This window comes from Alistipes sp. i18-0019-D1 (assembly GCF_042852885.1).
GTDB lineage: Bacteria > Bacteroidota > Bacteroidia > Bacteroidales > Rikenellaceae > Alistipes.
This window is the reverse complement of record NZ_AP031424.1, coordinates 624,418-636,737: the sequence shown is the minus strand read 5'-3', so window position 1 is coordinate 636,737 and position 12,320 is coordinate 624,418. Positions and strand designations below refer to the sequence as shown.

At 59.7% G+C, this 12,320-nt stretch carries 7 protein-coding genes; all 7 read right to left on the bottom strand.

The genetic code is table 11. The annotated features are described in order from the left end of the window. Positions 1 to 11 precede the first annotated feature (11 nt). The 7 genes from ACGHP5_RS02550 to ACGHP5_RS02520 all read right to left on the bottom strand — a co-directional run bounded on the left by ACGHP5_RS02550 (position 12) and on the right by ACGHP5_RS02520 (position 12,316). A complete protein-coding gene (locus ACGHP5_RS02550; protein ID WP_337757043.1) occupies positions 12 to 1,820 on the bottom strand; it encodes a RagB/SusD family nutrient uptake outer membrane protein in 1,809 nt (602 codons plus the stop codon). Between the two features lie 15 nt (positions 1,821 to 1,835). Continuing rightward, positions 1,836 to 5,108, bottom strand: coding sequence for a TonB-dependent receptor (locus ACGHP5_RS02545; protein WP_390567951.1), 3,273 nt, complete (start codon positions 5,106 to 5,108; stop codon positions 1,836 to 1,838). A gap of 196 nt (positions 5,109 to 5,304) precedes the next feature. Next, entirely contained in the window at positions 5,305 to 6,501 is a 1,197-nt protein-coding gene (locus tag ACGHP5_RS02540; protein WP_337773177.1) for a FecR domain-containing protein, read from the bottom strand. 173 nt (positions 6,502 to 6,674) lie between these two features. Further along, on the bottom strand, positions 6,675 to 8,351 hold the full coding sequence (locus ACGHP5_RS02535) for a PCMD domain-containing protein (RefSeq protein ID WP_337773179.1): 1,677 nt from the start codon (positions 8,349 to 8,351) through the stop codon (positions 6,675 to 6,677). Positions 8,352 to 8,354: 3 nt separating this feature from the next. Further along, complete coding sequence (locus tag ACGHP5_RS02530; protein ID WP_337773180.1) at positions 8,355 to 9,347, bottom strand: hypothetical protein; 993 nt, start codon at positions 9,345 to 9,347, stop codon at positions 8,355 to 8,357. A gap of 12 nt (positions 9,348 to 9,359) precedes the next feature. Continuing rightward, on the bottom strand, positions 9,360 to 10,172 hold the full coding sequence (locus ACGHP5_RS02525; RefSeq protein ID WP_290532105.1) for a hypothetical protein: 813 nt from the start codon (positions 10,170 to 10,172) through the stop codon (positions 9,360 to 9,362). 17 nt (positions 10,173 to 10,189) lie between these two features. Continuing rightward, a complete protein-coding gene (locus tag ACGHP5_RS02520; protein ID WP_390567950.1) occupies positions 10,190 to 12,316 on the bottom strand; it encodes a DUF4493 domain-containing protein in 2,127 nt (708 codons plus the stop codon). Between the last annotated feature and the right edge of the window lie 4 nt (positions 12,317 to 12,320).

Here is a 12,320-nt window from a genome sequence, read left to right as displayed (position 1 = left end):
CGTTTTAACGGTTACCAGCCGGGATTCTGGACGATCTGCGGATCGCGGTTGATTTCGGACTGGGGAATGGGGAAAAGGTAGAACTCGGGCCGGAACACACGGGTCTCGAACACCGTTTTCTCGTAGAACGCTTCGTCGGTGAAGCTGTTGCCGGCATCGACGTTCATGCCGTAGAAGGGTCCTCCGTCGGTCTGGTCGGCGATCAGCCAGCGGCGGGTGTCGAAGTAGCGCAGTTGCTCGAAACAAAGTTCGATACGGCGCTCCAGACGGATCTGCTCGCGCATCTGGTTCTGGTTGAGATCGCTTTGGACGGGACCCAGGCCGCCGCGTTCGCGGATCAGGTTGAGGTAGGTCTCAATGTCCGGGTTGCCCGGATCGTATTCATTGAGCGCTTCGACGTAGTTGAGCAGCATTTCGGCGTAGCGCATGATGACGAAGGGCCGCTTGATGTAGTTGCTGTTCTTGGGGTTGGACGAGGGCGAGACGTTCTTGATGGCGATATAGCCCGAGCGCGGGAAATCCCACGTGCCCTTCTTGCCCGACCCGCCGGTGTAGTAGAGCTGGATGCGGGTTTTCTGGTCGCCGATCCAGTAGGCGCCGTTGAAGCAGATGTTGACGTAGAAACGCGGCTCGCGGTTGACGAACATGTTGCGCGTCCCGGCCGGAGCGAATACCCAGCCCGATTTGGTGTCTGCGTAATTGGTTGTCGAATAGCCGCTCTCCTTGTCGGGGGTGATGGCCGTGCCGTCCTTCATGCGGAAGGCGTCGACGAGCTGTTGGGTCGCACCCATGCTCTCGTAGCCGCTGAACTGACGCGGAGATGCCGAGCGCTCCCAGTGTTGCAGGGAGTTGCTGATGCGGACCATCATGACCTCGCTGTTCCAGTTCTCCAGGAAGACGTTGCGGCACGACATGTAGGGGTCGAGCGTACCGTCCTTGTGGTATTCTTTGTAAAGGTCGAAAATGCCCAGGTCGATGACTGCTTTGGCGGCCTGCGCGGCCCGGTTCCACTTTTCCGGGTCCTTCCGGGTCGGAAAGAGGTGTTTGCCGTCCGTGTTGACCACGTTGGCGTAGGCCGGGTTGCCGTTGAACTGGTCGCTGGCGGCCAGCAGCAGCACGCGGCTTTTGAGGCCCATGCACATGGCCAGCGTCGCGCGGCCGTAGTCCTTGTCGGCCTGTGTGGTGAAGTGCAGCGGCAGGCGGTTGTTGTCGATCATGTCGTCGAGTTCGCGGACGATATAATCCACGCATTCGTCGTAGGGGCTGCGGGGCAGGTTCATCTTCACGTCGTCTCGGTCGAGGTCTCCGGAAAGCACGTCGTCGCCCAGCAGTACGCACGGACCGTACTGGCGCAGCAGGCAGTAGTAGAACCAGGCGCGCAGGAAGCGGGCTTCGTTCTTATACTGTTCGACGACGATGGGACCGCGCGTGGGGTCGTCGAGCATCTCCTGGTTCGAGCCGATGTGCTGGATGAAATAGGTCGCCGAGCGGATGCCCCGGTAGTAGTGGGTCCAGTATTCGTAGTAATTCGACGAAGCGCTCCAGTTGCCGAGGTTCATTTTGAAGGAGTTGTAATCTTCGCGGTCGTAGGTGACATCCAGATCGTCCGAGCAGGGGTCCCAGGGCACGCCGTTGGTGCGGTGCGATTCGTCGCGGATGTAGCTGTAAACGGTAGCCAGGTACTTTTCGGAATAGGAGGTCTGCTGGAAGACCTGCTCGATGGTGATCCGGTCGTCGGGGACCTGGTCGAAGAAGTCGTCGTTGCAGGCGGTCAGGATACAGAGAGCGGTCAGTAATGGGAGTGTTATTTTAAGTTTCATAGCTTGTCGGGAGTTTTAGAAGTTGAAGTTGATACCCAGACTGACGGAGCCGATATTAGGGTATTTGGCGCCGCGGCCGTCGCCCAGTTCCACGTCCCACAGTTTGAACTTGCTGAACGTAAGCAGGTTGACGCCCTGGATGAAAATGCGCGCATTGTTGATATGTATGCGTTTCATCCAGCGGTCGGGAAGCGTGTAGGAGAGTTCTATGTTCTTCAGGCGCAGGTAGCTGGTACTTTTGAGCCACCACGTGCTGGCCTCGTAGTTCATGTTCATGTTTCCGATCGAGAGACGGGGGTAGAAGACGTCCTGTCGGGGATTGGCTTCGGTCCAGCGGTCGGTGATGTTACTCAACAGGTTGCCGCGGCTCGATCCCTGTGCGAAAGGCAGTACGCCTTCGCCGCTGAGCATCGCGTCGACATGGGCCGCGCCCTGGAACATGGCCGACAGCGAGAGGCTTTTCCAGCCCACGGAGAATCCGAAGCCGTAGATGATCTCGGGAACGCTTCCCCAGCCGATGGGAACCTTGTCGTATTCGTCGATCTTGCCGTCGCCGTTGATATCCTTGTAGCGGATGTCGCCCGGGCGTGTGTCGCCGACCTGTACGGGGGATGCGGCGATCTCTTCCGTGCTTTCGAAAAGTCCCAGCGCGATGAGTCCGAACCGTTGGTCGACCTTGTTGCCGATGGTTCTCTGCCAGGGATAGGCCACAGTGCTGTCGTCCTCCAGGACTTTGTTGCGGTTGAACGAATAGTTCCCCATGACGCTCAACGACCAGTCGTTCCACGAATTGGCGTAGCTGACCGACAATTCGATGCCCTTGTTCTCGACCTTGCCGATGTTGCCGTAGGGAGCGTTGATCATGCCGAAATAGGACGGGATGCTCGTGCGGCGCAGGTAGATGCCTTTGCGCGACTCCTTGAAGGCGTCGAACTGCAGGTTGAACTTGTTGTTGAGCAGGCGCATGTCCAGGCCGATGTTGGCTTTGTCTGCGATTTCCCATGTCACGTCCACGGCATATTCGTCAATGGCTGTGGTCCCGTAGGTCTGATCCATGTTTTTGCCGAACTGGTAACTCGTGTCCTTGTTGTCTTTGACGGTGGCCAGATAGGCGAAGCGGCGTCCGCTGATATTACTGTTGCCGACACGGCCCCATGTGCCGCGCAGTTTGAGGTACTGGATCACTTCCGTGGCTCCCCCCCCCTTGAAAAAGGGTTCGTTGGTAATCACCCAGCCCAGTCCGACCGACGGAAAGAAGCCGTAGCGGTGGTTCGGAGCGAAGTTTTCCGAGCCGTTGTATCCGAAGTTGAACTCCCCGAAATAGCGGTCGTCGAAGGAGTAGGTGAAGCGTCCCGCCAAGCCGCGGAAACGGTAGGGAAGGGCCTCTTCGACGTTCGACGCTTTGGTGTTGATTTCGTCGCTTTGGTTGAAGAGCATCATGCCCGACACGGTGTGTTTGCCGAAGGTGTTGCGGTAGTTGATCGCCGCCTCCAGGTAGATGGCGCGGTTGCCCTTGGCGCTGAGGCTGTAGGCGAGGTTCTCGGTTCCCTGTCGGGTCTGCTCGTAGAGCAGGTTGCCGTTGGCGTCGCGTCCCGTGGCGTGGTAGGTGTTCGGGGTTTTGGTGAAACGGTTGCTCGTGTAGTTGTAGGTGTCGAACGAGAACATGCCCGAGATCGAAAGCCCTTTGTAGAGCTGCTGCGTGACGCGCAGGTTCGAGTAGACCTGGCTGCGCCACTGGTTGGCGTAACCCGTTGCGCCGAGCTGTGCGACGGGGTTGAGGTTGCCGCCCGAGAAGGCTCCGAGCTTGCCGTCGGGATAGAGCGGTGCGATGTAGGTCGGGGGCGTGAAGTAGGCCGATTCGAAGATGCTCGCCTGCGAGGAGGCCGGGTAGTTGGCGTTGGCCAGGTAGCCCTGGATGCCCAGTTTGATCTCGGTGGTGCGGAACGGGTTGAGCGTGAGGTTCGAAGTGACGTTGTAACGGCGGTAGAAGGTGTTCGAATTGTAGTCGGCCAGTTTCGTGTCCTTATACATGCCGTTCTCGTCGTAATAGGCCAGGCCGATGTAGTAGACCGCCTTGTCGGAACCGCCCTGCACGTTGACGTTGGCCGAACGGTTGCGGCTGAAGTCACGCAGGATCTCTTTCATCCAGTCTACGTCGGGGTAGAGGTAGGGGTCATCCCCGCGGCGGGTCTTTTCGATGATGTCGCGGCTGTAAAGCCGGCCGCCGCCGCGGGTCAGCGATGCCTCGTTCGACATTTCCATGTAGGTCGCGCCGTCGGCGAAATCGGTGATCTTGGTCGGTTTGGTAAGGCCTTCCGTATAGCGTACGCTGAATTTGGGGCGCCCTTTCAGACCGTTCTTGGTGTTGATGATAATGACGCCGTTGGCGCCGCGGACACCGTAAACGGCCGTTGCCGACGCATCTTTGAGGATCGAGAAACTCTCGATGTCCTCGGGGTCGACGTTGGCGAACGAGCGGGGGACGCCGTCGACGAGTGTCAGCGGAGCGCTCATGCTGGCCGTCAGGGTCGAGATGCCGCGGATGTAGATGTTGGCGTCGTCGAAGCCGGGTTCGCTGGTCCGCTGGACTGAAACCAGGCCCGATACGCGGCCTGCAAGGCCCTGCGTGAGGTTAGCGACGGGAACTTTCAGCTCCTTGGTCGCTATGGTCTGCTGCGAGCCGATGACGCTGATCTTTTTCTGTACGCCGTAGCCAACGACTTCCACGGCGTCGAGAATCGCGTCGTTCTGCTGCATCACCACGTCGACGATTTCCCGGTCTGCGACCGGAACATCCTGCGGTTTGTAGCCCACATAACTGAATTCCAGCACTTCGCCGGGATACACGTCGAGCAGGTATTTGCCGTTGATGTCGGTGGCCGTACCGATACTCGGACGGGCTTTGACGCGGACCGTGACGCCGATGAGCGGTTCGTTGTTCGGGTCTTTGACGACGCCCGTGATACGCGCGATCTTCTGGGGCACTCCGGTGCCCGGGGACGCGGACCGGCCGATGACGATCTGCCGTCCCGAGAGTTTCCACGTGTTGCCGGTTCCGGCGAACAACTGTTTCAAAACCGTTGAAATGGACTGATTCGCGACTTTCAGGGTGACTTTGCGGTGGATGTCCAGGATGTTGTCGTAGTAGACGAAAATGTAGTCGCTTTGGCGCTCGATCTGCGTGAAGACCTCTTTGATAGGGCGGTTCTGTACGTCGAGCGTGATGGTTTTCGCCTCCTCTGCCGTTTGTGCGCCGACGGGCCGGATGAACCCGATTGCAGCCAGCAAAAACAGGAGCGTTATCCGGAATAGGCGGAATAATCCCCCATTATCGGCCTCGGAGAGACCGATTTTACCATTTTTGTTGTACATTTGTAAAGATTTGAAGTTTAAAGTAGGGTAATTTTAGATTTTCAATCACGCCGGATGTCGTTGTGGGACGACATCCGGTCTCTTTTCGGGGATGGTCTGTTACATAGGCAGGTCAGTTTAGGCGGCTGGAAGCCGGGTTGTAGTCGATCCGGAAATTTCCGGGACTGATAATTTGCAGTTGGATCGGAGCCGTGACGCTCAGGATCTTCAGCACTTCGGTTAAGTCGTCCTTCAGGTCGAGTTTGCCCGAGAGGGTCAGCGCAGCGGCCTCGGGCGTACACTCGATCCGGCAATTATAATAGCGCGCGAGGCGTTCGAGGATATTCGACAGGCGGTCGTTGTCGAAAGGCAGGTATCCGTAAATCCAACTGATATAGCTTTCGGCTTGCACCTCGTGAACCTCCAACGTTTCCGAAGCCCCGAGGACAGCCTGTTGGCCGGGGACGATGCGGATGCCGTGGTCAGGCCGCCCGGCGGGGGCCACGCTCACCGAACCGGAGAGCAGGACGACCTCCTGTGTGCGGTCGCGGCCGTAGGACGATATGTAGAATTTGGTTCCCAGAACGCAGACATCCATCTTACCCGTATGCACCGAGAACGGCCGTTCGGCGTCGTGCGCCACCTCCATGTAGATTTCGCCTTCGACATAGATTTCGCGTTTCTGTTTTTCGAATACGACGGGGTAGATCAGCCGCGACCCGGCGTTGATCCAGACACGGCTTCCGTCGGCGAGCGTCAGCGTGGTCTGCTTGCCGTAGGGAACGACCAGTTGGTTGAACGTCGCGGCCTCTTTCTTGGGAATGGTCTTTTCGGCGTTGTTGATCTGGATGGCGGTCGAGTCGTAGCGGATCGTCGATTTTTGGGTTTCGAGCAGGAGGGTTTTCTGTTCGGAGAGTACCAGTTGCACCTCCTTCTGCGTGAATACGGGGGCTTCGGCCTGCCGGATAAAGGCTTCGATGTCCGGGACGGATGCCAGTTGCAGCCGGTGGTAGCTGGCCATCGCCAGCGCGACACAGGCTGCCGCTGCGATGCCGATGCCCAGACGGCGCAGTTGCAGCCGTAGTATAGGCCGGGGTTTGGACGCTTCGGCGATCCGGGCCCTGATATTTTCGAAGGCTTGTCCGGTGTCGAACCGGGTTTCTGCAAGATGCGCGTCGCCCCAGGCTTCGTAAGCCCGAAGAAAAGCGCGGCGGTTCGTTTCGGACGCTTCGAGCCACTTGTGCAGCTTTCGGCGTTCCGTGTCGGTGAGGGGTACACCGTCGAGCTGGCGGGTTATCAGTTCTTCAATGGGATGTTCGGGTGTCTTCATTCTATTTATATCACGGACGAGCCCCCGAAAACCCTACCCCTGGCTTCGGATATTTTTTATGATCCGGCAAAAAAGGCGGAAACGGATGTTTGCGTCCGGCTTTTCGGGGCATTTTGCCGGTTATTGAAAAAGGCGCTTCGGGAAGAAGCGCCTTTTTCAGAGGTCCGGGTCGTCTAATAGACCCACTCGAAATTGTCGACGTAGAGTACGTTCGACTTGCAGCCTACCATGAAGTCGCCGTAGGCGCTCGTCGAGCAGGAGATCACGATCTGATACAGTCCCGACGGTTTGGCCGTCCGGTCGTAATAGTTGAGCGGAAGCTGTACGTCGATCATCTTGCCGCCGGTCGAACTTTGGTCGATGAAGAGCGAGCCGTAGGCGATGATCGGTCCCTCGTCGACCGCCGTCGCCTCTTCCGGGTCCCAGGTCCCGGTGGGGGCTTCCGTGCCCGATCCGACCTCGCGGCGGGTGTTCCAGTCCACGATGGCGACCATGATGCGGGCCTTGTCCTGATCGCCCTCCCTGATCGGTGCGCCGAAATTCTTGTCGATGTCGGCGATGCCGATTTTTTCCGCATAGTATTGCAGTTTCAGCGCTTTGGGACGGGCTTTCCAGGCGTAGGGCTGGCCGAACGACACGACACCCCGGGTCAGAACGTCCTTTTGGAAAAGTCCCGAGAAGAGGTTGCCCGAGGCGAGGACTCCCACGGCGGACGTAGCCTGGAGTTTGGCACGTGTGCCCCCGTCGAAGGTGGCCTGCGTGCAGAGTCCCCTGGTGAAGGTGTTGTTGCCGCTGCCCCAGAACTCCGCGGTCTTGTTGTTCTGTGTCCAGCAGCTCAGCGAACTGTCTTCCATGTCGCCGTCGGGAATCGTGTTGCCCGCGGGGGCCACATATTCCATCAGCTGGGTCTGCTCGCCCCCGACCGTCAGTCGGAATTCGTAGGTGTGACCTGCGAAGAGACCCTTGTCCGGTACGAAGTTGTAGACGGCAAGACCGTAGGGGTTGGTCGACGAACTCCATTCGGGCGCGAGCGTCGCCGTCAGGATGCCGGCATCGTAGCTGCTCTCCGGCATTCTCTGCCACTCCGTGTCGCCCTTGATGCGGTATTCCAGCGCGGCGCCCGAGGCATACTCCTCGGCGGAGACGAGTGCCGTGGCCGTGGCCGTATTGTTCCACAGGTCGGTTGCCCGGAGAGCGACCTTTACATTGGTAGGCTCCACGTAAAGCAGCCACTGTTCGGTGATCCCGTGGCAGGTGACGTCTACGAAGCGCACCGATTCGAAGCTGCTGCCCGAAAGTTCTTCGAGCGAAGGCGAATAGGTCGTGATGTCGGCGGGACCGAGTTTGAGTTCCGTGACTTCGATGTGCTCCAGGTCGGTGCCGCCGGGGACATAGACCCGGGCGATGCGGTTTTTCTCCTCGATCTCCGTGGCGCCGATCTGTCCCGTCACGCTGAAACGGCGCTCGATGGTCTGCGCGGCGCGGATCGTCCATTCGTAATCCTGATAGAGCGAAAGCGTGGTGTAGATCGGAGAACGCATGTCGAACGTGCCGGTCAGCTCCCGGGAGCTGCGGATCTGTTGCAGGACCTCCTTCTTGTCGAGCTGGATGCTGTGGATGACGGCGTCGTAACCCACGGCGTCGATCCGCACGTTGCGGATGTCTGTCGCTTCGTCGAGCGAGAGGGTGACCACCCGCGACGTGACGTTGTTTTCCGAGACCGAGAAGCCCTGGCCTTCGACGCCAGCGATGCGGAGTTCGACGACCGGATAGGGGATGTCGTTGTGGATGCACGACGACGCAAGAAGCGCCGCGGCTGCAAGGAGTGCTGTTTTCAGGTATCTGGTCATAACTTATCTCTTTTTCTTGTCCCACAGGTGTATCGTCATGCCGAAATTGATGGCGGCGACGTTGAGCCTGAAACGCATGTTCGAAGCCTTGCGCGTGCCGATCTTGTTGCCGGCGTCGTCCTTCTGCGTGACGGAGGTGTACTGGATGCCGCCCAGACCGAACGAAAGCGTGGCGCAGACGTTGGGGAAGATATAGACGGCAGCTCCCGGATTAAACGCTAATTTGAGCTGCGTATTGTCGCTGAGGGTGGTTTTCATGTTGTCGCTGGCGGTGTCCGGCTGGTAGGAGAGTTTCGACGTTCCTGTCGACAGCGAGAGTTCGAACTCGGCGAACAGTCCGAAACGGCCCTTCGGGTCGAGTCCCGCGTAGGAGCGGTGGAAAATGCCGAACGAATAGTTGTCGCTGTTGAAATTGACCTTCGGGATGCTGCCCGAGGCGTCGTTGCTTTCGCCCAGGTCGTAGCGTGCGGCATCGAGGTTGCCGTCCATGTGGCGGTAGCCGAAGCGCACGCCCAGGCAGTTGTTGTCGCGGTAGAAATAGCCGATGAAGGGCTTGACGGTGGCCACCGTGCCGTCGGCGTCGATGCCGTCGAGGATGAGCATGATGTCCGTGTCGTCGCTCGACATCGTGCCGTAGGAGGCCGTCAGGCCCATCATCACCTCGCCCTTGTAGGCGAACTTGAGTTTGTTGATCTCACGGTCGATGCGCCGGCGCGTGGGCAGGAACCGGTTTTTGCCGCGGATCGGCGACTCGGCTTCAGCGGCCTTGAGGGCCTGCATTGGCTTTTGTCCGGCATGTCCGTCGGCCGGGGCTGCCGCTTCCGAGGCCGGAACTTCGTCTTCGGTGGAGATCGTTTCGGCTGCGGCGGCTGCGATTGCGGCTGCTGCCGCAGCGGCCGTTTCCTCCGGGTTTCCGGCCACGGCGGTCGGCCGCGACAGCGCGTTGCCGCAAGAGATGATCATGATCAGCAGGGTGCAGAGTATGCTTCGTGTCATAGTATGCCGTTTTTAGAGATAGAAGGCCATGCCGAGGCCGATCGAGAAGATATTGACCTTGAAGTTCATCATGCTCGTGTTGCGCTTGCCCACGGTGACCTGGTTGTGAACCTGCTTGGTGTGGTTGTAGGTGATGCCCATCACGCCCACGTTCACTTCGACGGCCATGTTGTTGGTAGCGAAGGCTATGATGCCCGGCGAAATGCCCAGCGAAAGGGTGTAGCCGGTTTCGTAGGTTCCTTTCACGGGCGAGTCGTTGGCGAAGCGCGCCTGCGTGCCGCCGGCCGAGAGCGACATTTCGTTGAACAGCGCGAAGCGTTTGCTGCGTCCCAGCGGGATGTACTGCCGCCAGATCGCCGCCGCCGAATAGGTCTGCTTCAGCGAGTAGAAATCCCTGGCCACGATGTTCGTGCCCGTCTCCTCGTTGCCGAAGTGCAGCTCGGCGTTGTCCAGCTTGAGCAGCGTACGCGAATAGATGAAGCGTCCTCCGAGGGCCATGTTGTCCCGGAAGGCGTAGGCGATCAGCGGGCTGACGCGGAAGGTGTAGCCTTTCGAGTTGATTCCCTCGATGACGAGGAACTGGTAGCCTTTGTTGGTATGGGTCGAGTAGGAGGCCGTACCGCCGAAAATCCACTGTCCTTTCGGCACGAACAGGTTGTGCGTGTCGGTAAGTCCGCGCTCCTGGCGCATTTCGTTGATCGTTTTCGGGCGCTGGTCGGCTGTCGCCGCAGTTTGGGCGGCGGTTGTTTCCTGTGCGCGCAGCGCCTGCGCCGTGCCCGTGAGGCACAGCGCGAGGGCGAGCGTGCGGATGAATAGCTTGCGCATCTGCTTGCGTTTAGTGATTAGTATACCCATTCGAAATCGTCTACGTACATGACATTGCCCAGACAACCGACCTTGAAGTCGCCGTAGGCGCTCGTCGTACAGGAGATGACGAGTGTATATGCGCCCGTAGGTTTGGTCGTTCTGTCGTAATATTCGATCGGAATCTCCACGGTCGTCATCGCGTCGCCTGGTGTGGTTTCGCCGATCAGCAGCGATCCGTAGGCGATGACGGGGCCTTCGTCGGTTTTGGCGGTTTTGGCGGGGTCCCACATGCCTGTCGGCGATCCCATACCGGCGACAGTCGCGTGACGGCTGTTCCAATCGACGATAACGGCGAAGATACGTGAACGGTCTTGGCCGTCCTGGATGTATTCGTGCTCTTCGGTGACGGTCCCCTTATTGACGGCGCCCACGGTGGCGTGGTATTTGAGCCGCAAGGCCGTCGGACGCGCTGTCCACTGGTAGGGCATTCCGAAACAGGCCGTTCCCGAGAGACTCGCAAAACGGAACGTTGCCGAGAAGAGATTGCCCGCGGCGAGCAGGCCGAACGCCGACTGCGATTCGAGCTTGGCGCAGTAGTTGCCGCCCATGCCGGGTTTGGTCGACTGCGCACACAGTCCCGAAGTTGCGGCATTGCCGCTGCCCCAGAACGTAGTGGATTCCGACGTGCTTTTGCCGAAACAGGGGAGCGATTCGCTTTCCATATCCCCGTCGGGGATGACCTGCCCGGCAGCGGCCTGAAACTCTGCCGAGGAGACGGTTTCGTTATTGAGTGCCGCCCGCGCCTCGTAGCTGTTGCCGGCGAAGACGCCTGTACCTGCAACGGGCGTGTAGACAGTCAGGCCCGCGGCATTGGTCGATTCCTCCCATTCGGCCGTGAACGTGGCCGCATAGAGACCCTCGCCGGCGCTTACGCCCTCGGCGTCGAGCCACTGCCCGTCCTTGGCGCGCAGCCCGAAGGTCGCCGCCGTGACGTTCGGGTCGAGGACCAGCGCGCGCAGCGTGAGACTGTTCGTCCAGAGGTCGTAATCCGTCTTTTCAATGGGCAGAAGGCCTTGCAGACGGTATTCCGAGATGGCGGTGGCTTCGGCGCCGGCCGAATCCGCGACGCGGATGGTTACCGGATGGCTGCCGCCCGGCCTGCCTGCGAAAAAGGCGTCGGAAAGGGTGACCGTCAGGCTCAAGTCGCTCTCCCTGACGACTTCGATACCCTCGGTCGTGTCGTTCAGCACGTCGTAGCTGTCGTCGCCGATGCCGATCACGACGCTCCTTACGGCGGCCATCGTCGTTATCATGTAACGTTTCGGGGCGGTCGTCCCGGGGATGAAATCCTGCGGCTGGTCCATGTCGAAGCCGTCGCTTTCGATGCTCGGCTCGGGGCTGAACGGGAATGTGTCGTCATAGTCGTCGGTCGAGGTGTCCACCTTGACGACGAAACATTCGATGAAGCCCGGCAGATCCTTCGAGAACCGGAAGGAGACGCTGTATTTGCCGCCGGTCTGCACGCCTTCGAATCGGCCCTCCTTGACGATGACGCCGCGGTCGGGGTGCGTGCCCTCGAAGCGGGTCGTGAGCGTGGTCACACCCTCGGGCATGGTAAAGTAGCCCGTGCCGTCGGCCGTGTAGTTCAGTGCCGGGACGCTGCCTGACTCGGCCTTTTCGGCGTCGAACGAGTCGGCGGCGACTACCCACGCATGGAAATTCTCGCCGAAAGCGGCGGAAACCGTGGCGTCGAATTTCACTTCGGCGACGACGTTCTGCCGTTTGCACTCCACTTCAGCGACGGTCGTCTGGCCGGCTGCCACCGTAAAGGTCTTCTCTCCTTTGTAGAGACGCTTCGAGAACGACGCAGGGACGGCTTCTCCCGCGTCGACCTCTACGCGGTACTCGCCCGCGAGCAGTTCCAGCCGCGCGGGGAGCGTCTCCCCGGTGTATTGGCGCAGCAGCTCGTTGCTGCCGCGGTAGACGCGTACGGCAAGATGCTGCAAGGGGTCGTATTCCCCGTCGGCCTCGGCCCGCGTGGCCGAAACCCGCATTTCGAGCGCCCCCGTGTCGCCTGCGTCGATGCTCCCGGCCGTCTCTTTCGAGCAGGCGGCAGTCAGCGCGGCGCAGAACAGCAGGGCGGCGGTAATATATTTTTTCATAATT

Coding starts and splice junctions, on each gene's coding strand:
- ACGHP5_RS02530 (WP_337773180.1), bottom strand. CDS start 9,347: ATGACACGAAGCATACTCTGCACCCTGCTGATCATGATCATCTCTTGC.
- ACGHP5_RS02520 (WP_390567950.1), bottom strand. CDS start 12,316: ATGAAAAAATATATTACCGCCGCCCTGCTGTTCTGCGCCGCGCTGACT.
- ACGHP5_RS02535 (WP_337773179.1), bottom strand. CDS start 8,351: ATGACCAGATACCTGAAAACAGCACTCCTTGCAGCCGCGGCGCTTCTT.
- ACGHP5_RS02525 (WP_290532105.1), bottom strand. CDS start 10,172: ATGCGCAAGCTATTCATCCGCACGCTCGCCCTCGCGCTGTGCCTCACG.
- ACGHP5_RS02550 (WP_337757043.1), bottom strand. CDS start 1,820: ATGAAACTTAAAATAACACTCCCATTACTGACCGCTCTCTGTATCCTG.
- ACGHP5_RS02540 (WP_337773177.1), bottom strand. CDS start 6,501: ATGAAGACACCCGAACATCCCATTGAAGAACTGATAACCCGCCAGCTC.